This window comes from Flagellimonas sp. ABD4_174, from assembly GCF_056160185.1.
In genome coordinates, this window is record NZ_JBSWWP010000001.1 from 2,085,290 (window position 1) to 2,107,685 (window position 22,396).

Below are 22,396 nucleotides of genomic sequence, written 5' to 3' on the forward strand. Positions count from 1 at the left end.
GATTTTAAACTTGATCAATCTAACTAGTTTAACCTTATTTTTCGTGTGAATATGAAATTCGGATTGGATTCAATCATGTTTTAAATGCTGAAAGCATTGTTTTCCAGGTTACTAAGACCATGAATCTGTGCCCAAGCCGGGCTGTTCATAACATCGTTGACAACTATTGCGATTATTAAATGTGCAGGGCGATTCATTCTGTAATTTTATTAAAAATCACAGCCATGGATTTAGAATCCGACCGCCGATTGGACATTCGTCCGAGTATTTCCGAGTCACATTTTAACAATCAAATGGGTTTTGATGAGCATTTCCAGAACAAGACCCTCCGCCCTGTTTTAAAACTCCAGAACTATTTATTGGTAGAAGCGTTCAAGAATTATGCGAACAAGCACAAAGGTGTTTTTTACGATCTTTCCTTAGAGAAAAAACTTCAATACATTGAGCGGGCCATCCAAAAGGACATCAAGTTCAGGAATTCCCTAAAAGGTATGATAATAGGTCAGTTCACGGTAGAAGAATACAGGGACTATATTACCAATTCCTCTGCCTTGAACAAGCGAATGATGCATATGGTGGTGGAACGTCTTAAGGATCAAATCCAACTTTTGGAGGCGGAGACGCTGTTACAAGATTGATTCTCCGTTCAAGTTGGTAGTGAGGATATCGCTCATTAAATCAAAATAGGGTCTAATGGCCCTAAAGGAATTGTCCACTTCTTCCATAAATGACGCGGATAAAACTTCACTGTCCGATAGATTTCGCACAAAAACAAATTGCTTTTTTCTAATTAGGTCTATGTCGGGGTGTTCCTTTTCGAAACCTTTTGGGGCAGTTTTTAACTCGTCCCCACTTAGGTCTCCCCAAACGGTTTTCAATTGTTTTTGGTTTATGGTGTCCCTAAATTCCGAGGCATCCAATTCCAGTTCTTTCCGTATGCGAAATAGATCTTCTTTGTTGGGGGCCCAAAAACCTGCGGCCATGAGTGATTCCCCTGGTTTTATATGTAGATAATAACCGCCCCTTAAATGAGCGCCCAAACGGGAAAAAGAGCCTGCAAAATGACTCTTATATGGAGTTTTGTCCTTAGAAAAGCGAACATCCCTATAAATTCGGAACATCTTCATTTTCTCGATTTCGTCGTGCTGGTTCAGATTGTCTTTAACGGCTTCAAAAAATGCCTTTACCTGAGCTTCATGCTTTTTAAAAGTAGTCTTGTTGGCCTCGAACCATTCGCGGTTGTTGTTTTTTTTCAATTCATTTAAAAAGTCAAGGGAATCCTTGGAAATCGTTATGTTCGAGCTCATAAAATTATAATATGTTATTTTTAATCTAAAGTTACCCTTTTGTGCCCACTTGCGGTAAGGTTTTGACTAATTTTAGAGCGACAAATTGCACTATGGATAAGGAAAAAATAATCGAAGAGCTTATTAGGCATAAAAAAATGCCCTGCTTGGATTTTAAATTAAAGCAACTTACCGAGGATTTTACGAACACGCTCTTTTATACCTTATTTGACACCAATACCCCTGTGGCCGTAAACCTTGAGCTATTGGAAAAACAGTTCAACAAGCTTATGGACATGGCGTGTTGTGAATTGAAAAAGCCACATGATGAGCTATGGGGAGAATATGTTTCCCATCTTCCCGAAATACTGGAATTTTTAAACCTGGATGCCGAAGCTATCCTAGAATGTGACCCCGCATCTTCTTCGTTGCAAGAAATATACCTGGCTTACCCGGGATTTTATGCGATTGCCATTTATAGATTGGCACATGAGCTATATGTGGAAGGCATTCCTTTGATTCCCCGTTTGATGACGGAGTATGCCCATAGACAAACGGGAGTGGACATTAACCCTGGGGCCAAAATCGGAAAATCTTTTTTTATCGATCATGCTACCGGTGTAGTTATAGGTGAGACGGCAGTTATAGAAGACAACGTTAAGGTATACCAGGGAGTTACTCTGGGTGCATTGTATGTATCCAAGAGCTTGGAAAAAACAAAGCGACACCCAACTATTAAAAACAATGTGACGATTTACGCCAACGCTACCATTTTAGGTGGCGACACCGTTATTGGTAAAAATTCCATTATAGGCGGAAATGCCTGGATAACCGAATCGGTACCACCAAACTCCAAAGTGTACCATACCCCAGAAATTAAAATTAAGACGAGCCCAAATGTCTAACAGTATACTCGATTTAATAGGAAACACCCCATTGGTGGAATCCAAAGTATTGAACACCAATAAAAAAGTAAAAGTCCTTTTTAAGCTAGAAGGAAATAATCCTGGCGGAAGTGTTAAGGACAGACCTGCGTACAATATGATCAAAAGTGGTCTGGATCGAGGCGACTTTACGAAAGACACCAAACTTATTGAAGCTACAAGCGGTAACACCGGGATTGGATTGGCCATGATCGCCGGTCTTTTTGGATTGAATATTGAATTGGTGATGCCGGAAAACTCTACCAAGGAACGAGTGCAGACCATGCAGGCCTACGGAGCAAAAGTTACCTTGACCCCTGCCGATGTTGGGATAGAGGGCGCACGAGATTATGCTGAAGCCAAAGTTGCCCAAGAAGGTTTTAGAATGCTGAACCAATTTGCCAATAATGATAATTGGTTGGCACATTACAAAACTACCGGACCGGAAATTTGGCGAGATACACAAGAGGAAATCACACATTTCGTTTCCAGTATGGGTACCACAGGGACAATTATGGGCACATCAACTTTTTTAAAGGAACAAAACCCCAATATTCAGATTGTAGGTGTACAGCCTACGGATAATTCCAAAATACCGGGAATTCGAAAATGGCCGCAAGAGTATCTACCAAAAATTTTTGACCCCGCAAAAGTGGACACTGTAATGGAGGTGAGCGAGGAAGATGCCAGAACTATGGCAAAACAGTTGGCCAAAGAGGAAGGTATCTTCGCAGGAATGAGCAGTGGTGGTGCCGCAACAGTGGCCTTGCGCTTGGCAGAAACCTTGGAGAGCGGCACTATTGTTTCGATTGTGTGCGACCGGGGGGACCGTTATCTCTCTTCAGATCTATTTGACTAGTTGTTTTTACCATCTAAAATTTGGGTTTCATGTCGGTTTTTTCCCATTATCCAACATTGTTTGCCACTCAACGATTTTGTTAAAATAGTGGTGACAAAACCCCGTTCTTTACAGCAAGTATTATCCCAAATCTGAAATCAACATGAATACCTTGTCAAAAATCATTACCTGGAAAAGGAATATCCTAGCAAGCGTAGTAGTTCTATTAACCTTGTCGGTATTGAGTTTTTATGGTATTTACACCGATCAGTTCTATTTTTTAAAACCGGACAATTATATATTCCCGATTCTATCCGTTGTACATTTGCTTTATTTGTACGTGGTTTGGTTCAAGATTACTGAAGATGAATTGCCAGACCCCAAAATGAGAAATATAGAGTATGTTCTGTACGTTGTGATGATCATATACTTGTTTAAAATCTATGACAGCGCCATGGTATTATACTCAATTGGTGGGTTTAATGAACATGTAATCCCTGCAACATTTAAGCCCATGGCCACACTTACCTTGGTTTTGTATAGTATACTACCTATTTTAACGCTTTACACCTTTTGGTTAAGAAAGCGTTACATAGGAATCTATAATTTCGAAAACTACAACGATAATCTAAATATTTGGCAGTAGGACCATCAATGGGCTATAACCCACTAATGTAGCTCCCGTATAGATCTTTAAATTGATAACCCTGCTGAAACCGGTGTTTGCTCAATTTCTTGTGGGCCACTAGCCCCCAAAGCAGAAGTTCTTTAAGAAAATAGGAATCCTCCATAGAAATTTCTGGCTGATATTCTCTGATTAAATGGTTCAAGGGACCAATGGCATCCAGTTTGGATTTATAATTTTCATCTTTTTCGTCGTCCAATAAATCAAATCCTTCACCATCAAAGAACCAACTCACGAGTTCATCATATTCGTTTTCCTCTTCTCGGCGCTGCAGCTTTTCTATCTTGGGAAAATAATTAGGGAACAAACTTTTTACAGCCTCTTCTATCAATGTTTCGGCCACATAACCAGCTCCCTCCTGCTCTCCTTCGTACACCAACTCAATTTTTCCGGTAATGGAGGGCACCACTCCCATAAAATCACTCAATCGAACGGTAGTTTTAGTATCACCTGCAATAATGGCCCTACGTTCTGCGGTGCTCAATAAGTTTTCAAAAGCGGTGATGCTCATACGCGCACTTACGCCACTTTTGGCATCTACAAACTCACTGTTTCTGGCTTCAAAACTGATTTGCTCCAACAAATCCATGGCGATTTCAGGTACATATACAAAATCAGATTGGCGTTTGTCCAATCTGGCTTCTTGTTTGGTAATTTGCTTTGCAATCTCAATATTTTCAGGATAATGGGTCAAAATTTGCGAACCTATCCTATCTTTTAAAGGTGTAACGATACTTCCCCTATTGGTGTAATCTTCTGGGTTGGCGGTAAAAACAAATTGCATATCCAAATGGAGTCTAAGTTTAAATCCTCTAATTTGTATGTCTCCCTCTTGCAGAATATTAAACAACGCTACTTGAATTCTTGCTTGAAGATCGGGAAGTTCGTTGATCACAAAAATACAGCGGTTTGCTCTGGGTATCATCCCGAAATGAATTACTCGATCATCGGCATAGGATAATTTAAGATTTGCTGCTTTTATGGGATCTACATCTCCTATAAGGTCGGCTACGGTAACATCTGGAGTGGCCAGTTTTTCGTAAAATCGCTCATCCCTGTGCACCCAACCGATAGGTGTATTATCACCTTTTTCCTTGACCAGCTCTATGGCATATCGGGAGATGGGATGCATTGGATCGTCATGAATTTCCGAGCCCTCTACAATTGGGATATATTCATCCAGCAATTGCACCATCAAACGGGCCAAGCGTGTTTTTGCCTGACCTCTCAACCCCAATAAATTTATATTGTGGCGAGATAAAATAGCTCTTTCCAATTCAGGAATCACCGAATTTTCGTAACCCCAAACTCCATCAAAGACCTGTTCTCCCTTCGAAATTTTTTCCAAAAGGTTATCTCGGAGTTCATCTTTTATGCTTTTGCTTTTATATCCTGCGGCTTTAAGTTCGCCTAGAGTTGAAATGTTGGTGTGATCTAAATTCATATGTCGGTTATCCTTTAATTCTTCTTTTTCTGTTTTGTTCGTAGTCCTCAAAAATCATTTCACCCAATCCTTTAAGTCCTGTGTAGAAGGCCTTCCCCTTGTTAGCCTTTGTGAATTCACGAACGAATTGCATCAAATAAGGGTCTTCTGCAATCATAAATGTGGTAATAGGTATATGAAGTTTTCTGGCTTGTTGCGCCATGGCGTAGCATTTTTCAACAATGTATTCGTCCAAGCCTACACTGTTTTTATAGTAATCTCCGTTTGGTAATCGCAAACAGGATGGCTTTCCATCGGTAATCATGAAAATTTGTTTGTTGGTGTTCCGCTTTCGGCGGAGCATATCCATTGCCAATTGTAGTCCAGCTACGGTATTGGTGTGATACGGCCCTACTTTTAAATAAGGTAAGTCCTTGATTGGGATTGGCCAGGCATCGTTTCCGAATACCAAAATATCCAAGGTATCTTTTGGATAACGGGTGGTGATCAATTCTGCCAGAGCCATGGCCACTTTTTTGGCGGGTGTGATTCGGTCCTCGCCATATAAAATCATGCTATGGCTAATGTCTATCATCAACACGGTGCTCATCTGAGCTTTGTGCATTGTATCCTCTACGACTAAATCTCCTTCATTTAGGGAAAAATTGTCCAACCCATGGTTTACTTGGGCATTTTTGAGGCTTTCCGTCATATTGATGTGCTCCAACGAATCTCCAAAACGGTATTCACGGAACTCCCCGGTATGCTCGTCTCCTTTTCCTGATTTTCCGGTCTTATGGTTACCCGAACCACTACGCTTTATTTTACCGAAAATTTGGTCTAAAGCCCGTTGACGCAGCATGCGCTCTAGTTTAGCGGTCAAAGAGAGTATACCACCACCGTTTTCATTACCCTCCTCACCTTCTCCACCTTGGGGATTATCAATATCAAACTCTTCGCGGATATAACCTTTTGCCTTTAGGTCCTCGATAAAGTCATCAATAGTGTAATCGTCGTCGGTAAGGTTGTATTCTTTATCCAATTCACGTAACCAGTCCAACGCTTCCTCCACATCGCCCGAGGTATGAGTGACGAGTTCTTGAAAAATTTCGAAGAGTTTTTCGAACGGAGTTTGGTCGGGTGCTTCGTAATTGGTAAAACGAAACCCTTTTCTTGTGTTCATAGCCATTACATAAATTTACGGCAAATTGAGGTAATGACTAAAGCTTTAGAAAAAACTTAACGCTTTCCGTAAGTTTGTTTAAAGATGAAAGCACTGTTAGAAGCATTTTACAATACTGCGCCACTTTGGACCCGAGAACAATATGGATTACCACAATTTGAATTTCCATCCATAGACATGGATTCTGTAAAAAATGTTGCCATTCCAGAAAAACTGCGTTTAGGTCACCAAATGGAATACGTGTTTAGGCACCTGATAACAACTTCTGAAGCGTATGAGGTTGTATTAGCAAATGTTTTGATAGATGAAGGAAAAGTACGTTTGGGCGAATTGGATTTTATCTTAAAAAACAACCTTACCAATAACTATCTACACGTAGAACTAGCCTACAAATTCTATATCATAAATCCTAACATATCGGAACCTATACACCGACTGATGGGGCCTAATAAGCGGGATATGTTTTATACCAAATTGGATAAGCTCAAAGAAAAACAATTTCCTCTTCTACATCATACCAGTCTTAAACAAAAATGGGATGCCTTAGGGATTGACCCATTAGAAATGGAACAGCAATGCTGTTTTAAGGCACAACTTTTTACACCTTTTAAGGAGGAAAAACTAGCTATACGACCACTAAATACATCTTGCCATGCGGGCTATTGGGTGCGTTTTGAGCAATTCAATACTAATCTATTTAAAGAATATCAGTTCTACATTCCGGCTAAAAAAGAATGGCCGTTGCCACCCGATAATCAAGTTTTGTGGAACAACCATTACAACACGCTGCTAGACATCAATCTAAAACACCTTAAGCAGTACGCACCAATGCTATGGGTACGTACTACAGAAGGAGAATTATTTAAGCTGTTTGTGGTATGGTGGTAAAGCAGAAAAATAGCGCCAGGACCTAGGAACCCAGCGCTACCACATCAATCACCTTTTATTCTGCTGTAAATGTATAGGTAACCTTGTTTACCTCTGTAAGTCTAAAATATCCTAATGGTTGATTTTCTGGTTTGGTTTGGTTCACACAGTTTCCTTTTAAAGCAACAGGAGTTGAAGAGAACAAGCCAGCACCGCCCATTTGTTCAATTAAGATCTTTATGTATTCATAATAGCTTTTAGAAATACCGTGCATGCTAATGTAAACCGTATCACCTGGCTCAAAAGGCGTTAAGCCATCCATCTCATCTTCTTCAATTTCGTACCACCAATCGATCTCATTTCCGTTTATAAATTCGTCCTTTGCATCTTCAAATGCTGGAAACAATTCTCCCTCTTTTAAAAATTTGAACAGGTAATAATTTTCTTCCGCTTCGGGGTCCGTAAAAACCAAATGAACTTCTAGATCTTCATCATTAAAACCATCATCCCTAGACTGAAAAACTTCCTTGATTTCTGGCACGGGAGTCATTTTCTCTGTAGCGGTAAATACTTCGTTTTTATAGTTTACGGTCAATGCATAGGTGTCGCCAATTACCGGCTCAAAATCAGTTGTAGTATAGTTTCCATCATTTTGGTCTACAAATAAAACTTCTGTTCCGCTATTTACATTTAGAACGCTAACTGTAGCTCCTATTGCAGGCTGAAAACTTGTATCAAAATAAGGTGTAGAGGTGGATAGTTTTATAGTTTGATAATTACCTTCTGTTCCTTTTTCCCAATCTAAAGAAGCTTCTATTACAAGTCTTGTTGGTCCTTCTTGCACATCTATATCTACTACGTCTTCACAGGCGGTTAGAACCAAAAAAATTACTAACGATATATATTTTATAATGGTTTTCATGATTAGAATTTAAAATTATAAGTGATGGATGGTAATATGCCAAATATGGCGGTTCTTGTAGCCTCATTGGCTCCTGTTTCAAAGTTTTGTCCAAAAGAAATACTGGCCGCATTTTTACGGTGATAGAGGTTGTAAATGCTTAAAACCCATTCTCCCTTAAATCGCTTATTTAAAGATTTTTTGGGCGTGTAAGTTATGGATGCATCCAAACGGTGATACGCTGGTAAACGGTCTGAATTTCGACTTGCATAACTTGCAATGGACACCCCCTCGTAACTATACTGCCCATTGGGGTAAGTCACTGGTCTCCCTGTTTGATATACTAGGTTTGTTCCAAAGCTCCAATGATCGTTTAATCGGTATGCGCCAGAAATGGATATATCATGGGTTCTATCAAAAAAAGTAGGATACCAATTACCGTTGGCAATTCCAGGTCCGCCAGCTGTATCACCGAGGGTACGTTGTTCAGATTTTGACAACGTATAAGCTAACCAGCCCGTAAAATTCCCTGTGTTTTTGCGTAGCAAGAGCTCTAAACCGTAGGCACGCATTTCTCCATTCAATATTTCGGTTTCTATGGTATTTTGGCCTATAAGGTCAGAACCATCTATATAATCTATCCGATTTGCCACGGTTTTAAAGTAACCTTCTACCTCCAAGGAATATTTCTTATCCTTAAAGTCATAAAAGTAACCAAGCGCATATTGATTGGACAATTGCGGCTTTATAAAGGGCCCGCTTGGAGTCCAAACGTCTAAAGGTGTTACAGAAGAGGTGTTTGATAAAAGATGAATATACTGGGCTGTTCTTGAAAACCCTGCCTTTAAAGAACTGTTATCATTAATTAAGTAGGCCAAAGATGCTCTAGGTTCTAGATTGCGAAAAGAAGTAATAACGTCACTCTTTTTATACGTAGTTTCATCAATTACCTCCCCTCTCTCATAGATTTCTAAATCCGAATTATATACAACCGGCTGGTTGTTTTGATATATCGAAATAGGTTGCCCGCCCAATCTGGAAAATCCACTTAAACGTAATCCGTATTGTGCCGTTAGTCTATTGCTTAATTTATGCTCAGCATTTACATAAACCGCACTTTCTAAAGCTCTCTTTTTATCTAATGCCAAGGGATTTATGGCAGATGTTTCTGATGTTGGTTTTATCTGGCCAGGGTCAAACTCATAGAGCAGACTGCTGGCCCCAAAACCCAAAGTAAAACCATCATTTAAGTAATATTTAAAATCATACTTAAGATTGTAGTTGTTTATGGAGGACATCCACTCAAACTCTTCAAAATCCAAGTCTAAATCATAATCATACCTACTGACAATTGCGGAAAGATTAGAGAATAATTTATCGTTGAAAATATGGTTCCATCGTAAATTGCCAGAGGCATTGCCATAACTACTGGCAAAGCTTTGACCGATTTCAAATGCATCTCTTCCAAAATAACCACTCAGGTATATTCTATTATTTGGATTAATGCTGTAATTGGTTTTAAGGTTTAAATCATAGAACATTACGGAATTCTCTTCACCCGCAGCTTTAAGAAAAAGATCTAGATAGGAACGTCTACCAGCAACCAAAAAAGAGCCCTTGTTTTTGAACATTGGCCCTTCTGCTGTTAACCTACTAGAAATTGCACCGATACCACCAGTAAGTGCAAAATTTTTATTGTTCCCGTCTTTTTGTCTTATATCCAAAACAGAAGAAACCCTACCTCCAAACCGGGCCGGAATACCACCTTTATACAGTTTTAAGTCTTTAATGGCATCTGCATTAAAAACAGAAAAGAAGCCAAACATATGAGAGGTGTTGTAAATGATAGCCTCATCTAACAAAACTAAATTTTGGTCCTGGGCTCCACCCCGTACATGAAAACCTCCAGTGCCTTCTCCATTGTTAGTGACCCCGGGAAGCAATTGTAACGATTTTAAAATATCTACCTCGCCTAATACAACAGGCATCTTTTTAACAGTTCCAATATTCATTTTTAGCACACTCATTTCTGGTTTCCGAAGCAAGGCTTTTTCTGGTTCTTCGGCAGTTACGACAACCTCGTTCAGCTCAGTAGATAATTGTTCAATTTCTATATCCTTTTTTACATCTGCGTGTAAATTCACTTTTATTTTAACATCGGTAAAACCCATGTAAGAGACATTTAGTTCATAGATGCCTTCTGGTGCGGTAATAGAATAAAAACCGTATTCATTTGTGGTAGTTCCTATTGTTGTGCCGGCAAGGAAAATAGAAGCACCATAAAGTGTTTCTCCATTATTATTATCTCTGATAGTGCCACTTAGAGTGTAATTGGTTTGGCTAAAACTCCAAAAAGAGTTTAATACTAAAACTACCATTACCCATGGTATTTTTTTTGAATTCATTTTCTGATTTGTTTTTTGATGTTTGAATTAAAATGTATACCACCAATAGACAATTCAAAAAAGACAAGGTTGCATTGCTTCTAAAAAAAATGCAGTTTCTTCACCTAATTAAAAAAACTTCACACTTTTTTTACTCTAGGTGCAACCCTTTAGTATTTCCTTTGTCTTTAGAGCAATAAGCATCAAACCGAACCATTGAAAACGGACATTCGTTTTACACATCAATCATTAGTAGAACAGTGCAAAGCAGGCCATAGTAGTTCTCAATACGAGCTCTATAGTTACTATGTGGATGCCATGTATAATGTTGGTTTTAGGTTTTTAGGAAATAAAGAAGATGCTGAAGATATTGTACAAGACAGCTTTATAGATGCTTTTAAACAATTACACTCTTTTAAATACCAAAGCAGTTTTGGAGCTTGGTTAAAGCGGATTGTGATTAATAAAAGTATTAACCATCTTAAAGCTAAAAAGGTAGATTTAGTACCTATGGAGGAAAGCGAATATCAGATGACCCAAACCACGGAGACTGTGATACCGGATGTAAAAGATATTAGTAAAATTAAACGTGGCATTGCGTTATTACCAGATGGCTACAAGCAAATTATAAATCTATATCTAGTAGAAGGATATGATCATGTAGAAATTGCAACAATCTTAGAAATAACAGTAAGTACCTCGAAATCCCAATACCACAGAGCCAAAAAGAAGTTAATGCAAATTGTAAGTGAATTATGATGGATGATTTTGAAAAATACATAAGCGACAATGCAGAAGCTTTTAACACAGAAAGAGCGGATCGAGATAACATGTGGCTGCAGATCAATACCGTTTTAGAAGCAGGTAAAACTAAAGTTGTGCCGCTTTATAAAAGGAAACTGTTCTTAAAAATTGCTGCTAGTTTGATCGCTCTGATGGTAATTACATTTTTCTACACACATTTTAAACCTAGCATAGCTACAGAGAACCAGCTGGCATCAAAAGAGTTGCTGGAAATAGACATGCATTATAAAAGTTTGGTTAATTACCAAGTAGCGTTGGTACAGAAAAATCCAAAACTTAGTACAGCCGATAAAAATGAATTTTTGTCTTTTATGGACGAGTTAGATGCGGAATACCTGGCGCTAAAAAAAGAAATGGAGACCAATTTAGACAATGAGCAGGTCCTGGAAGCTATTGTTGCCAACTACAAAAAACGCATTGAGCTTATAGAGAAGCTTTTAGAACGACTTAATGAAACCAAAAAATTTGAGCAGAATTATGAGTACACTTTATAAAACTTACCTAGGATTGCTCTTATTACTAACTTCAGCTACTGTGGCAGCACAAGAGCACGTTGAAAAAACAATAGAAAAGCAATTTAAATTAGAGGCTAACGGAGAGCTACACATCGACAACAAATATGGAAATATAACCTTCACCGGTTGGGAACAGCCAAAAGTAAAAGTGGTTATTACTGTAAAAGTAAATCATAAAAAAGAAGAAAATGCCAAGGATTTGCTTCATAGAGTGCAACCAGAAATACGTGCCAATCAAAGCTATGTTTCCATAACATCTGTTATAGCCAATAGAAATACCGGATGGTTTGCAGATTTTTTTAATAAGACAAACCCAATAGATTCAGACCGGAGTAGAGTACAAATAGACTATGAAGTGTTTTTACCTAGGGATGCCAAATTGAATGTTACCAACAAATTTGGGGATATTCTTATAGAAGAATGGCAAGGGCAATTAGAGGCCAACTTAGAACATGGTGACTTATGGTTAGGAGAAATGATCAGCAAAGCTACTATTCAATTAAAATTTGGAAAAATACGTGCTAAAAACATCAATTATGCCAGAATAGTCCTAAAAAATGGCGAGTTAAGCATGGATGACGCCAAAAACTTGCAATTAACAACGGAAGGGAGCGAAATACAATTGAATGCTATAGCCACACTTGAGTTGTATTCAAACAAGGATGAAATACATGTAGAAGAAGTTAAACACCTTTTTGGAAGTCTTAAATTCTCTTCCATTAGAATAGAGCAATTGCAAAAGGATATAGATAGCGAATTAAAGATTGTAGATTTTGTAGTTGCTAAAATAGGTAATCCCGATGCTGCTATAACGCTCACCCAAGAATCCTCTGATATTACCATCAAAACCACAAATTTCCCCCATCGCTTTATAGCTACACTGGAACAAGGAGTTGTAAGACTACCTAAAACCTTTGATAATGTTGCTTCCAAAATGTTGGATAAGGGTAAAAAACTTAGAAAAATAGAAGCTACCTACGGTAATAATGCCCTGGGAAAAATTACTATTTCTGGAGTTAAAGGAATTGTAACCATAAATGATTAAAATAGTCTTACACATGCAACCTTTTTAAAATTGGGTTGTCTTTAAATTATATCAATCAAAATTAGAATAATGTTCAATCAAAAAACGACAGTATTATTTATAGCATTAGTTAGTATAATCACCACGCATGCGCAACAAAAAAGTAATGACGAATACATCACCTTTAACGACCGTAACAATGTAGTCCATGGTATATATCTCGGTATTCCATTGGCTATTGGCGAAATTGATGGAAAGGACACTTTTTTTGCCGGTCTAAAACTCGCTTACGTTGCTAACCGTAAATTAGAAATAGGCTTAGCAACCTATGGGTTTTATTCGCAACAAAACTTATCTGGCGAATTATCTATAGATAATGAAGATTTAATAGGTGGTTATGTAGGCTTACACTTGGAACCAATTCTTTTTGGTAAAAGAACAATTAGCCTGTCCTTTCCTCAATTTATAGGTGGCGGAGCTATTGGTTATGTAGATGGCGACACCTTTGAGAACGATGACAACGATTTTGATAATGAGGATTTTGACACTTCGGACTACATATTTGTTTACGAACCAGGAGTAAGTTTATTATTTAATATCAATAGGTACGTACAGTTAGAAGCTACTGGTAAATACCGGTTTTCTAGTAAAATTGAATTGGAGCAACAAGCACTGGATCGCATTAACGGCTTCTCTGCTGGTTTGGGTATTAAAGTAGGTATATTTAACATGGGTAAAAACCGTTATAAGAAACAAATAGATTAGGATGAAGGGAGAAGCACCTAGTAAAATAACTATACCTGTGACTAGAGTATTTGTTAAAAACAATACCGTTTATATTTGTAATCAGGACAAGATTATAAAACCAATCCAATTTACTTGGTCTCCCGTTACCTTATAAAAAAGCCTTTTTTAATGCCTTTCTATCAATACTTTTTCAATATCTTTTAAAGTGTATCCTTTGGCTTGGAGTAAAATCAAGTAATGGAATAAAAGATCTGCACTTTCGTTTAAGAACAATTCTTCGTTATCGTCTTTGGCTTCAATTACCGTTTCCACGGCCTCTTCCCCTACTTTTTGGGCAATTTTATTGATTCCCTTTCTAAAAAGTGAAGCTACATAGCTTTTTTCATCCTCTTTGTTTTCTTTTCGGGAAGCGATTACATTCTCTAATTCTGATAAAAAGCTAAAGTTGGGTGTGTTTTCTTCATCCCAACAGGTATCTGTACCCGTATGACAGGTGGGCCCAGCTGGCTTCACTTGGACCAATAAGGTATCCTTATCGCAATCTGCCTTCATAGAAACCAATTCCAAAAAGTTGCCACTTTCCTCACCTTTTGTCCACAACCTATTTTTAGAACGACTAAAAAAAGTGACTTTACCCGTTTCTTGGGTTTTGTTGTATGCTTCCTGATTCATGTACCCTAGCATCAACACATTTTTGGTTGTTGCATCTTGAATTATTGCAGGAACTAGTCCGTCTGAATTTTTATTGAAGTCTATTTGCATTATTATAATCTTACAGGAATTCCTTTTTCCTTTAATTCTTTTTTGAGTGAATTGATTTCGATTTCCTTAAAATGAAAAACGCTAGCCGCTAAAGCTGCATCTGCCTTACCATATTTAAAAGTATCTGTGAAATGAGACACCGCTCCCGCTCCACCAGAGGCAATTATGGGAATGTTTACCAAACTCGATAGTTTAGCCAATTCCTCGTCAGCAAAGCCATTTTTGGTGCCGTCATGGTCCATTGATGTAAATAAAATTTCACCAGCACCACGCTGCTCTACCTCTTTTGCCCAATCAAATAAATCCAATTCCGTAGGCACTTTGCCTCCCACCAAATGCACTTTCCAGCCATCGGTAGTTTTACGAGCATCTATGGCCACAACTATACATTGCGAACCAAATTTGGCCACCAATTCGTTGATTAATTCTGGATTTTTAACCGCTGAAGAATTGATGGAAACTTTATCTGCTCCATTTTTAAGTAAGATATCTACATCTTCCACAGAAGAGATTCCACCACCTACTGTAAATGGTATATTTAATTTCTCTGCTACGTGATACACCAACTCCGCTAGCGTTTTACGCTTTTGCTCGGTGGCAGAAATATCTAAGAAAACAAGTTCATCTGCACCTTCATCAGCATACCGTTGTGCCAATTCTACGGGGTCACCAGCATCACGTAAATCCACAAAATTGACACCTTTAACGGTTCTACCATCTTTTATGTCGAGGCAGGGAATTATTCTTTTTGTCAGCATATTTTTTTATTGAATCATCAATAATTATTTATCGTCATCCAGAACTTGGTTAAGGGGTCTCACTTGTATTATTGATGAGATGCTGAAATAAGTTCAGTATGGCGTTTTGGTTTCTATTATTATTCGTCGTCACCCTGAATTCATTTCAGGGTCTCACTGGAACTATTGATGAGATGCTGAAACAAGTTCAGCATGACGTGTTTTTTAATGTTCCAACGTTTTTAAAGTTGGATTCTGTTCTTTTATCAAATTCATTTTCCATTCACGATGCCAATTTTTAATTTGTTTTTCCCGAGCAATTGCTTCATGAATGTCAGTAAAGGTTTCAAAATATACTAAATCAAGAAGATTATATTTTTTAGTAAAACTTGAACCTATTCCATTTGAATGTTGAATTACTCTTTTTTCTAAATTATTTGTCACACCAACATAAAATGTTGTCCTATGCTTGTTGGTCATTATGTAAACAAAACTTTCTTGCATTGATAGGATGCTGAAACGAGTTCAGCATGACGTTTTGGTTTCTTTTATTATTCGTCGTCACCCTGAATTCATTTCAGGGTCTCACTTGTATTATTGATGAGATGCTAAACAAGTTCAGCATGACGTTTTGGTTTCTATTATTATTCGTCGTCACCCTGAATTCATTTCAGGGTCTCACTGGAACTATTGATGAGATGCTGAAACAAGTTCAGCATGACGTGTTTTTAATATTCCAACGTTTTTAAAGTTGGATTCTGTTCTTTTATCAAATTCATTTTCCATTCACGATGCCAATTTTTAATTTGTTTTTCCCGAGCAATTGCTTCTTGAATATCAGTAAAGGTTTCAAAATATACTAAATCAAGAAGATTATATTTTTTAGTGAAACTTGAACCTATCCATTTGAATGTTGAATTACTCTTTTTTCTAAATTGTTTGTCACACCAACATAAAATGTTGTCCTATGCTTGTTGGTCATTATGTAAACAAAACTTTCTTGCATTGATAGGATGCTGAAACAAGTTCAGCATGACGTTTAGGTTTCTATTATTATTCGTCGTCACCCTGAATTTATTTCAGGGTCTCATTGGAACTATTGATGAGATGCTGAAACAAGTTCAGCATGACGTATACTATTAATTTACTCGTTCTTCACATTCAAGTTTACACCAGAATAAAATTCAAGATCCTGATCGTTCAACATTTTAGTGTACAGTGCAATCTGACCCGTATGGTAAGATAAATGCTCTGTTACATGGATAATATTGCCCACCCCAGAAAAATTAAACCCTTGAACATAACGTTTGCGCAAAAGCTCATGTAAGGGAGCATCATAAAATGCTCTTTTAGCTTCATCGACCGTATCTTCTAGTTTTTTGATTAACTCAGCTTTGGTGTAGCCAGATTCGGTGGCAAATTCTTCATCCCTTTTACGTTCATCCTCCAAGTTTTGAATGGAAGCAATCCCATATTGGGTGATGTTTCCGCATAAATGAAGAATAAGATTTGCAATGCTGTTGCACGAGCTGTTCGGCTTCTGCCAAACTTGTTCTTCAGACAATTGATCTAAACAAATTTTGATCATACGGAGGTTTTCGTTCATACGATACCCTGCATTCCAAACCAATTCTTCTTGGAGTTCTTTTTCTTTATCCATTTTCGAGTATGTAGTTTTCCAATTGCTTTAAATTGATCTTACCTTCATAAATGGCTTTGCCTATGATTGTGCCCTCACAACCAATTTCGGCAAGTTTGGGGAGTTCGTCAAAAGTGGAGATTCCACCACTGGCAATTAAATGTAATCCTTTTTTGGTTTGGGACAGCATTTTTTTGTATAACTGGAATGATGGTCCTTGTAACATACCATCCTTACTTATATCTGTACAAATCACATAGGTTATGCCTTCCGATTGGTATTGTTGAACAAAAGGAATAAGTTGTAAATCTGATTCTTCTTGCCAGCCAGAAACGGCCACCTTTTCATTATTGGCATCTGCACCCAGAATAATTTTTTCCGGCCCATATTTTTCCAACCAACCCAAAAACGTGTCTCGGTCTTTTACAGCGATACTACCACCTGTGATTTGTTTTGCACCACTTTCAAAAGCAATGTGCAGATCTTCATTGGATTTTAACCCTCCACCAAAATCAATTTGAAGATTGGTTTTTGATGCAATGGACTCCAAAACTTTATGGTTGACAATATGTTTGGATTTTGCGCCATCCAAATCCACCAAATGAAGATGTTGAATACCATGTTCCTCAAACTCCTTGGCTACTTCCAAAGGGTTTTCGTTATAGACTTTTTTGGTATTGTAATCGCCTTTGGAAAGACGAACGCATTTACCGTCAATGATATCTATGGCTGGTATTACCCTCATACTTATAGATTTAAGAAATTTTGCAAAATTCCACTTCCTACTTCACTACTTTTTTCTGGATGAAACTGTACCCCATAAAAATTATCTTTCTGCAAAGCAGCGCTATATTCGACCTCATATTCAGATATAGCAATGGATTCTTTACCGATAGGTGCATAAAAACTGTGCACTAAATAGATGTATGATTTATCAGGAACATTGGCAAAAAGCTCACTTTTTAAATCTGAAATCTGGTTCCATCCTATTTGAGGAACCTTTACTTTGTTAGAAAATTTAACCACATCCAAATCAAAAATTCCTAATCCTTCGGTGTTGCCTTCTTCGGATGAACGACACATAAGCTGCATGCCCAAACAGATGCCCAAAACAGGTTTCTTGAGCGTTGGAATAAGCGTATCCAAACCTGTGGCTCTTAATTTTACCATAGCGGAACTTGCCTCGCCAACTCCAGGAAAAATCACTTTATCGGCATTTCGGATTTCTTCGGCATCATGACTCAAAACGGCTTCATATCCTAACCGTTTTATGGCAAATATGATGCTTTGAATGTTTCCTGCGCCGTAATCGATAATTACAATTTTCATAGAAAAGTACAAGGTTTGAAGTTAGAAGTACGAAGTTCTATTCTATTTCCCATTTTCTCGTGCGGTTTTAATAGATGAAACAACAATGGCTAAAATTTCAGTTGCTTCGGTGTGCAATGATTTCATTTCTGTCAGTTTATTTTCGCTTATTTCCATTAGAAGTTCTAAAAAGTACATGCTTTCATCTATTTCTTCCTCTACTATTTTGAGTTTGTTGATAAAATCAGCGCGAGATTTTGCTCGTTGTGAAGCCCTGTAATTTGCTCCAACGGAACTCGAACACCTAATCAATTGATTAACATAGGCATTAAACTCTCTAGATTTTGGAATATTTGAACATAAGTTCCATGTTCTAATGGCAAATGTCTTTGTTCTTTCCTTCAAATCCCTTCTCATTGGACTCTTCCTAACTTTTTATTTTGTACTTCTGACTTTGTACTTCTGACTTTTACAGCATTCCTTTAGTTGATGGCAACACCATTTTTTCAGCATCTCGTTTTACTGCCATTTTAATGGATTTGGCAAAGGCCTTGAATATCGCTTCAATTTTATGGTGTTCGTTGGTACCTTCGGCTTTAATGTTCAAGTTCGCCTTGGCTCCATCAGTGAACGATTTAAAAAAGTGCATGAACATTTCGGTAGGCATGTCCCCTACTTTCTCTCGCTTGAAATCGGTATCCCAAACTAACCAGTTTCTGCCTCCAAAATCAATGGCCACTTGTGCCAAGCAATCATCCATGGGCAATGCAAAGCCATAGCGTTCAATACCCAATTTATTGCCCAAAGCTTTGGAGAACAACTCACCCAATGCAATTGCTGTGTCTTCAATGGTATGGTGTTCATCTACCTCTAAATCACCATCTACTTTAATATTTAAATCCATTTGTCCATGTCTGGCCAATTGATCCAACATATGGTCAAAAAATGCCAATCCTGTGTTGATATTGCTTTTTCCAGTTCCGTCGAGGTTTATTTTGATTTGAATATCAGTCTCATTGGTTTTACGTGAGATTTCAGCAACACGATTTTCCAATTTCAAGAACTCGTAGATTTTCTCCCAATCATTACTTTCCAGAGCGATGAAGTCATCCAATTCTTCACGTTTTACTGTGATTTCTCCTGTTCCTAAATGGGTATTGTCATTGATGAAGATGCCTTTGGCTCCAAGATTCTTGGCCAACTCCACATCTGTCAAACGGTCACCGATCACAAATGAATTTTCCAAATCATATTCCTCGGAAAAATAGGAAGTCAACATGCCAGTGCCAGGTTTACGAGTGTTGGCATTGTCCTTTGGAAAGGTTTTATCGATGTAAACGGCATCGAAAACCACACCTTCATTTTCAAAAGATTTGATGATAAAATTATGTACGGGCCAAAAGGTATCTTCGGGAAAAATATCGGTTCCCAACCCATCTTGGTTGGTGATCATCACCAATTCATAGTCCAATTCCTTTGCAATTTTTCCTAAATACGTAAATGCCTTGGGATAGAAAATCATTTTTTCAAAGGCATCTATCTGCTCATCGACAGTTTCTTTGATGATGGTTCCATCACGATCAATAAATAGTACTTTTTTGGCCATTAGTTCAATTCTTTTAAAGTGGCTATCAATTTTTTGTTTTCTTCTGGTGTACCAACGGTAAAGCGCAAAGTGTTTTCACAAAGCGGCTGCGTACTGCGGTTTCGCACCACTACTTGCTTTTCCAAAAGTTGTTGGTAGCGTTTGTTGGCATTATCGACCTTGGCCAACACAAAATTGGCGTCGGTGGGGTATATTTTTTTTACAAATCCCAAGTTCTTTAAAGCAGTGATCAGTTGATCTCGCTCCTGTAGTATTTGTAGTATTTCTTTATTGACTAAATCTTGGTTTAAAACACGCTCGAGTGCACTTTGCTGAGTTAATTGATTAACATTGTACGGTGGTTTGATTTTGTTCAAAACCTTAATTATTTCTTCGGATGCATAGCATATGCCCAACCGGATACCTGCCAAACCATAGGCTTTTGACAAGGTTTGCGTAACGATTAAGTTTGGATAAGAGTCTAATTGAGACAACCAACTTTCATCTTTTGAAAAGTCGATGTAGGCTTCATCGATAACAACCAATCCACTGAAAGATGCCAATAATTGTTCGATTCTTTCTTTTTTAAAGGAATTTCCTGTGGGATTGTTCGGCGAACAAATAAAAAGTAGCTTGGATTTGGCATCCACTACGCCTAAAATTTCTTCCACATTCGGTTCAAAATCGTCAGTCAGTAACACTTCCCTGTTTTCCACCGCATTAATACCCGACAACACCTTGTACATGCCATAAGTTGGTGGCAAAGAGATGATGTTATCCTGATTTGGTTCGCAAAACGCCCTGTAAATTAAATCCAATACTTCGTCGCTTCCATTACCTAACAAAATTTGACTTTCTGATACTCCTTTTTGTTCGGCCAATAATAATTTTAAGCTACGTTGATATGGGTCGGGGTACCGATTTACCCCATTATCGAACGGGTTCTCGTTTGCGTCCAAGAATAGCATTTCGGAACCATCGGAGACATATTCGTCTCGTGCCGAAGAGTATGGCTGTAGTTTTTGTACGGACTCCCTAACCAATGTATTTAAATCAAACCCTTTCATTGTTTCAAACTATTTAATCTAAGGGTTACTGCGTTTTTGTGTGCTTGTAATCCTTCTGCTTCGGCCATTAATTCTATGGCAGTCCCGATTCCTTGAATTCCCTTTTCTGAAATCTTCTGAAAGGTCATGCTCTTCATAAAACTATCCAGGTTTACACCGCTGTATTGTTTGGCATAACCATTGGTCGGCAAGGTGTGGTTGGTGCCGGAAGCATAATCACCCGCACTTTCTGGGGTGTAATTTCCTATGAAAACCGAACCAGCATTCTGGATATTATCCAAATAAAATTCCTCGTTTTCCACACAAACAATAAAGTGCTCCGGACCATATTCGTTGATGAGCTCTATGGCTTCTTTATCGTCTTTGACCAAAATCAATCTACTATTGCCGATAGATTTTCGAGCAATATCGACCCTTGGTAGTTGTTCAAGCTGAATTTCAACTTCCTTTTCAACAGCTTCAATCATTTTCTCAGAAGTAGAAACCAAAATTACCTGACTGTCTACTCCGTGTTCGGCCTGACTCAATAAATCCGAAGCAACAAATGCAGCATTGGCAGAATCATCAGCAACCACCAACAACTCACTTGGACCCGCAGGCATGTCGATTGCCACACCATACTTGGTGGCCAATTGCTTTGCAACGGTTACATATTGGTTACCTGGACCAAATATTTTGTACACTTTCGGAATACTCTCCGTGCCAAAGGTCATCCCTGCAATGGCCTGAATACCTCCAACCTTAAAAATTTGTGTAACGCCACAAAGTTGGGCGGCATATAAAATGGCAGGATTGATTTTACCATTTTTATCTGGCGGGCTGGATAGTACTATTTCTTTGCACCCAGCAAGCTTCGCTGGAATGGCCAGCATCAAAATGGTTGAAAATAGAGGTGCTGTTCCGCCTGGAATGTACAACCCCACTTTTTGAATAGGACGTTTTTCCTGCCAACATTCCACACCAGGCATGGTCTCGACTTCAACTTTATCAGTTTTTTGGGCTGCGTGGAACTTTTCAATATTGGATTTGGCCAAATTGATAGCTTGCTTTAAAGCATCTGAAACGTTGTTGTTGGCAGTTTCAATTTCTGAAGCAGTCACTAAAACAGAGTCCAATTCTACCTTATCGAATTGCGCAGTGTACTTTTTGATGACCCCATCACCACCGGTCTGTACAGCCTTAAAAATATCGTTCACCGTTTCCTCTATGTCGGAAACAGTCTGTGTTGGCCTTTGAAGTAGTTTTGGCCAAGTGTCTTTATCTGGATATATATACTTTTTCATGGTTTTAGTCTTTTGATCATGTGAAAGCCCAAGGCTTCGTAACCTTGGTTTTTCCAGAATTGTTTACCTCTGTTATTATTGGCATAACAGTTAAGTTCCATGGTTTCGCAACCTATGGATTTTGCATAATCCGTTAAAAAGGACATCATTAAGTCGCCGATTTTCTTTCCTTGATATTCGGGATCAATAATCACATTATCCGGTTCCAAATGCTTTCCCGCATAGAGTTTGTTCAGTTCCCATACCCCACATATTCCCACTAATCTTTCTTGATCATAAACCCCGATACATTTATATCCCATGGGAATCATAGCGGCCAATCGTTGCTGTAAGATATCCATGGAAACCTTTTTGTTGTTCAGCACAAATGCCAAAGGTAAAATTGAGGACAGATTCTCTTCGGGAATCCATTTTATGTTGAACTCACCTATCATT

Annotated in this window: 27 protein-coding genes; 9 read left to right on the forward strand and 18 right to left on the reverse strand. The window is 38.2% G+C overall.

The features are described from left to right. Positions 1-224: 224 nt before the first annotated feature. Entirely contained in the window at positions 225-638 is a 414-nt protein-coding gene (locus ACXAFK_RS09200) for a glyoxalase (protein ID WP_474957542.1), read from the forward strand. On the opposite strand, the gene ACXAFK_RS09205 is transcribed toward ACXAFK_RS09200, so the two are convergent. Beyond that, complete coding sequence (locus ACXAFK_RS09205; protein WP_474957543.1) at positions 627-1,307, reverse strand: DUF2461 domain-containing protein; 681 nt, start codon at positions 1,305-1,307, stop codon at positions 627-629. The two genes, ACXAFK_RS09200 and ACXAFK_RS09205, sit on opposite strands and share 12 nt — an antisense overlap. A 92-nt stretch (positions 1,308-1,399) precedes the next feature. On the opposite strand from ACXAFK_RS09205, the gene epsC reads away from it, so the two are divergent. The 3 genes from epsC (at position 1,400) to ACXAFK_RS09220 (ending at position 3,693) form a co-directional block, all read left to right on the forward strand. Beyond that, complete coding sequence (gene epsC / locus ACXAFK_RS09210) at positions 1,400-2,191, forward strand: serine O-acetyltransferase EpsC (protein ID WP_252079746.1); 792 nt, start codon at positions 1,400-1,402, stop codon at positions 2,189-2,191. Continuing rightward, on the forward strand, positions 2,184-3,068 hold the full coding sequence (cysM, locus tag ACXAFK_RS09215; RefSeq protein WP_474957544.1) for a cysteine synthase CysM: 885 nt from the start codon (positions 2,184-2,186) through the stop codon (positions 3,066-3,068). Before epsC ends, cysM begins: the two co-directional genes overlap by 8 nt. Before the next feature lie 142 nt (positions 3,069-3,210). Further along, entirely contained in the window at positions 3,211-3,693 is a 483-nt protein-coding gene (locus tag ACXAFK_RS09220; RefSeq protein WP_474957545.1) for a hypothetical protein, read from the forward strand. Between the two features lie 13 nt (positions 3,694-3,706). On the opposite strand, the gene ACXAFK_RS09225 is transcribed toward ACXAFK_RS09220, so the two are convergent. Beyond that, positions 3,707-5,176 (reverse strand): magnesium chelatase, encoded by a 1,470-nt coding sequence (locus ACXAFK_RS09225; protein WP_474957546.1) that lies wholly within the window; start codon positions 5,174-5,176, stop codon positions 3,707-3,709. 7 nt (positions 5,177-5,183) lie between these two features. Beyond that, positions 5,184-6,344: a vWA domain-containing protein gene (locus ACXAFK_RS09230; RefSeq protein ID WP_474957547.1), complete on the reverse strand. Its 1,161-nt coding sequence runs from the start codon at positions 6,342-6,344 to the stop codon at positions 5,184-5,186. A gap of 78 nt (positions 6,345-6,422) precedes the next feature. Between ACXAFK_RS09230 and ACXAFK_RS09235 the strand changes: the two genes are divergently transcribed. Then, a complete protein-coding gene (locus ACXAFK_RS09235; protein ID WP_474957548.1) occupies positions 6,423-7,226 on the forward strand; it encodes a DUF1853 family protein in 804 nt (267 codons plus the stop codon). Between the two features lie 55 nt (positions 7,227-7,281). Here the strand turns inward: ACXAFK_RS09235 and ACXAFK_RS09240 are convergent, their stop codons facing one another. Further along, positions 7,282-8,127: a DUF4249 domain-containing protein gene (locus tag ACXAFK_RS09240; protein WP_224836933.1), complete on the reverse strand. Its 846-nt coding sequence runs from the start codon at positions 8,125-8,127 to the stop codon at positions 7,282-7,284. A 2-nt stretch (positions 8,128-8,129) separates the two neighbouring features. Next, the gene (locus tag ACXAFK_RS09245; RefSeq protein WP_474957549.1) at positions 8,130-10,511 is read right to left on the reverse strand and encodes a TonB-dependent receptor; all 2,382 of its coding nucleotides are present in this window, start codon (positions 10,509-10,511) and stop codon (positions 8,130-8,132) included. Positions 10,512-10,706: 195 nt separating this feature from the next. Between ACXAFK_RS09245 and ACXAFK_RS09250 the strand changes: the two genes are divergently transcribed. The 4 genes from ACXAFK_RS09250 (at position 10,707) to ACXAFK_RS09265 (ending at position 13,598) form a co-directional block, all read left to right on the forward strand. After that, entirely contained in the window at positions 10,707-11,249 is a 543-nt protein-coding gene (locus ACXAFK_RS09250; RefSeq protein ID WP_252079741.1) for an RNA polymerase sigma factor, read from the forward strand. Then, positions 11,246-11,788 carry a hypothetical protein gene (locus ACXAFK_RS09255; RefSeq protein WP_474957550.1) on the forward strand — a complete coding sequence of 181 codons (543 nt, stop codon included), beginning with the start codon at positions 11,246-11,248 and terminating at the stop codon, positions 11,786-11,788. Before ACXAFK_RS09250 ends, ACXAFK_RS09255 begins: the two co-directional genes overlap by 4 nt. Further along, positions 11,772-12,854, forward strand: coding sequence for a hypothetical protein (locus ACXAFK_RS09260; RefSeq protein ID WP_474957551.1), 1,083 nt, complete (start codon positions 11,772-11,774; stop codon positions 12,852-12,854). Before ACXAFK_RS09255 ends, ACXAFK_RS09260 begins: the two co-directional genes overlap by 17 nt. 69 nt (positions 12,855-12,923) lie before the next feature. Continuing rightward, the gene (locus ACXAFK_RS09265) at positions 12,924-13,598 is read left to right on the forward strand and encodes a hypothetical protein (protein WP_252079738.1); all 675 of its coding nucleotides are present in this window, start codon (positions 12,924-12,926) and stop codon (positions 13,596-13,598) included. 147 nt (positions 13,599-13,745) lie between these two features. Here the strand turns inward: ACXAFK_RS09265 and hisIE are convergent, their stop codons facing one another. From hisIE to ACXAFK_RS09330, 13 genes are all read right to left on the reverse strand, one after another. Continuing rightward, complete coding sequence (gene hisIE, locus ACXAFK_RS09270) at positions 13,746-14,342, reverse strand: bifunctional phosphoribosyl-AMP cyclohydrolase/phosphoribosyl-ATP diphosphatase HisIE (protein WP_474957552.1); 597 nt, start codon at positions 14,340-14,342, stop codon at positions 13,746-13,748. 2 nt (positions 14,343-14,344) lie between these two features. Then, a complete protein-coding gene (hisF, locus tag ACXAFK_RS09275; RefSeq protein WP_224836940.1) occupies positions 14,345-15,100 on the reverse strand; it encodes an imidazole glycerol phosphate synthase subunit HisF in 756 nt (251 codons plus the stop codon). Between the two features lie 204 nt (positions 15,101-15,304). Then, positions 15,305-15,559, reverse strand: coding sequence for a GIY-YIG nuclease family protein (locus tag ACXAFK_RS09280; RefSeq protein ID WP_474957553.1), 255 nt, complete (start codon positions 15,557-15,559; stop codon positions 15,305-15,307). A 248-nt stretch (positions 15,560-15,807) separates the two neighbouring features. After that, a complete protein-coding gene (locus ACXAFK_RS09285) occupies positions 15,808-15,981 on the reverse strand; it encodes a GIY-YIG nuclease family protein (protein WP_474958159.1) in 174 nt (57 codons plus the stop codon). Next, positions 15,978-16,085 carry a GIY-YIG nuclease family protein gene (locus ACXAFK_RS09290; RefSeq protein ID WP_474957554.1) on the reverse strand — a complete coding sequence of 36 codons (108 nt, stop codon included), beginning with the start codon at positions 16,083-16,085 and terminating at the stop codon, positions 15,978-15,980. The genes ACXAFK_RS09285 and ACXAFK_RS09290 overlap by 4 nt, the downstream gene beginning before the upstream one ends. Positions 16,086-16,223: 138 nt before the next feature. Continuing rightward, positions 16,224-16,739 (reverse strand): DinB family protein, encoded by a 516-nt coding sequence (locus tag ACXAFK_RS09295; protein WP_474957555.1) that lies wholly within the window; start codon positions 16,737-16,739, stop codon positions 16,224-16,226. Further along, positions 16,732-17,463 (reverse strand): 1-(5-phosphoribosyl)-5-[(5-phosphoribosylamino)methylideneamino]imidazole-4-carboxamide isomerase, encoded by a 732-nt coding sequence (gene hisA, locus ACXAFK_RS09300; protein WP_474957556.1) that lies wholly within the window; start codon positions 17,461-17,463, stop codon positions 16,732-16,734. Before hisA ends, ACXAFK_RS09295 begins: the two co-directional genes overlap by 8 nt. Positions 17,464-17,465: 2 nt before the next feature. Further along, the gene (gene hisH, locus ACXAFK_RS09305) at positions 17,466-18,047 is read right to left on the reverse strand and encodes an imidazole glycerol phosphate synthase subunit HisH (RefSeq protein ID WP_474957557.1); all 582 of its coding nucleotides are present in this window, start codon (positions 18,045-18,047) and stop codon (positions 17,466-17,468) included. A 42-nt stretch (positions 18,048-18,089) separates the two neighbouring features. Then, positions 18,090-18,431: a four helix bundle protein gene (locus tag ACXAFK_RS09310; RefSeq protein WP_474957558.1), complete on the reverse strand. Its 342-nt coding sequence runs from the start codon at positions 18,429-18,431 to the stop codon at positions 18,090-18,092. Positions 18,432-18,495: 64 nt separating this feature from the next. Further along, positions 18,496-19,632 carry a bifunctional histidinol-phosphatase/imidazoleglycerol-phosphate dehydratase HisB gene (hisB, locus tag ACXAFK_RS09315; RefSeq protein WP_474957559.1) on the reverse strand — a complete coding sequence of 379 codons (1,137 nt, stop codon included), beginning with the start codon at positions 19,630-19,632 and terminating at the stop codon, positions 18,496-18,498. After that, positions 19,632-20,678, reverse strand: a complete 1,047-nt coding sequence (gene hisC, locus ACXAFK_RS09320; RefSeq protein WP_474957560.1) for a histidinol-phosphate transaminase — start codon at positions 20,676-20,678, stop codon at positions 19,632-19,634. Before hisC ends, hisB begins: the two co-directional genes overlap by 1 nt. Beyond that, on the reverse strand, positions 20,675-21,961 hold the full coding sequence (hisD, locus tag ACXAFK_RS09325) for a histidinol dehydrogenase (protein WP_474957561.1): 1,287 nt from the start codon (positions 21,959-21,961) through the stop codon (positions 20,675-20,677). Before hisD ends, hisC begins: the two co-directional genes overlap by 4 nt. Further along, positions 21,958-22,395, reverse strand: a complete 438-nt coding sequence (locus ACXAFK_RS09330) for a GNAT family N-acetyltransferase (RefSeq protein ID WP_474957562.1) — start codon at positions 22,393-22,395, stop codon at positions 21,958-21,960. The genes hisD and ACXAFK_RS09330 overlap by 4 nt, the downstream gene beginning before the upstream one ends. Position 22,396 lies beyond the last annotated feature (1 nt).

Excerpts from the sequence above, each read along its gene's own strand:
- ACXAFK_RS09230 (WP_474957547.1), bottom strand. The coding sequence starts at position 6,344 with ATGGCTATGAACACAAGAAAAGGGTTTCGTTTTACCAATTACGAAGCA.
- ACXAFK_RS09220 (WP_474957545.1), top strand. The coding sequence starts at position 3,211 with ATGAATACCTTGTCAAAAATCATTACCTGGAAAAGGAATATCCTAGCA.
- ACXAFK_RS09240 (WP_224836933.1), bottom strand. The coding sequence starts at position 8,127 with ATGAAAACCATTATAAAATATATATCGTTAGTAATTTTTTTGGTTCTA.
- ACXAFK_RS09235 (WP_474957548.1), top strand. The coding sequence starts at position 6,423 with ATGAAAGCACTGTTAGAAGCATTTTACAATACTGCGCCACTTTGGACC.
- hisC (WP_474957560.1), bottom strand. The coding sequence starts at position 20,678 with ATGAAAGGGTTTGATTTAAATACATTGGTTAGGGAGTCCGTACAAAAA.
- ACXAFK_RS09205 (WP_474957543.1), bottom strand. The coding sequence starts at position 1,307 with ATGAGCTCGAACATAACGATTTCCAAGGATTCCCTTGACTTTTTAAAT.
- ACXAFK_RS09295 (WP_474957555.1), bottom strand. The coding sequence starts at position 16,739 with ATGGATAAAGAAAAAGAACTCCAAGAAGAATTGGTTTGGAATGCAGGG.
- ACXAFK_RS09225 (WP_474957546.1), bottom strand. The coding sequence starts at position 5,176 with ATGAATTTAGATCACACCAACATTTCAACTCTAGGCGAACTTAAAGCC.
- hisA (WP_474957556.1), bottom strand. The coding sequence starts at position 17,463 with ATGAGGGTAATACCAGCCATAGATATCATTGACGGTAAATGCGTTCGT.
- hisB (WP_474957559.1), bottom strand. The coding sequence starts at position 19,632 with ATGGCCAAAAAAGTACTATTTATTGATCGTGATGGAACCATCATCAAA.
- hisH (WP_474957557.1), bottom strand. The coding sequence starts at position 18,047 with ATGAAAATTGTAATTATCGATTACGGCGCAGGAAACATTCAAAGCATC.
- hisIE (WP_474957552.1), bottom strand. The coding sequence starts at position 14,342 with ATGCAAATAGACTTCAATAAAAATTCAGACGGACTAGTTCCTGCAATA.
- ACXAFK_RS09280 (WP_474957553.1), bottom strand. The coding sequence starts at position 15,559 with ATGACCAACAAGCATAGGACAACATTTTATGTTGGTGTGACAAATAAT.
- hisD (WP_474957561.1), bottom strand. The coding sequence starts at position 21,961 with ATGAAAAAGTATATATATCCAGATAAAGACACTTGGCCAAAACTACTT.
- epsC (WP_252079746.1), top strand. The coding sequence starts at position 1,400 with ATGGATAAGGAAAAAATAATCGAAGAGCTTATTAGGCATAAAAAAATG.
- ACXAFK_RS09200 (WP_474957542.1), top strand. The coding sequence starts at position 225 with ATGGATTTAGAATCCGACCGCCGATTGGACATTCGTCCGAGTATTTCC.
- ACXAFK_RS09245 (WP_474957549.1), bottom strand. The coding sequence starts at position 10,511 with ATGAATTCAAAAAAAATACCATGGGTAATGGTAGTTTTAGTATTAAAC.
- ACXAFK_RS09255 (WP_474957550.1), top strand. The coding sequence starts at position 11,246 with ATGATGGATGATTTTGAAAAATACATAAGCGACAATGCAGAAGCTTTT.
- ACXAFK_RS09330 (WP_474957562.1), bottom strand. The coding sequence starts at position 22,395 with ATGATAGGTGAGTTCAACATAAAATGGATTCCCGAAGAGAATCTGTCC.
- ACXAFK_RS09260 (WP_474957551.1), top strand. The coding sequence starts at position 11,772 with ATGAGTACACTTTATAAAACTTACCTAGGATTGCTCTTATTACTAACT.
- ACXAFK_RS09290 (WP_474957554.1), bottom strand. The coding sequence starts at position 16,085 with ATGCAAGAAAGTTTTGTTTACATAATGACCAACAAGCATAGGACAACA.
- cysM (WP_474957544.1), top strand. The coding sequence starts at position 2,184 with ATGTCTAACAGTATACTCGATTTAATAGGAAACACCCCATTGGTGGAA.
- ACXAFK_RS09265 (WP_252079738.1), top strand. The coding sequence starts at position 12,924 with ATGTTCAATCAAAAAACGACAGTATTATTTATAGCATTAGTTAGTATA.
- hisF (WP_224836940.1), bottom strand. The coding sequence starts at position 15,100 with ATGCTGACAAAAAGAATAATTCCCTGCCTCGACATAAAAGATGGTAGA.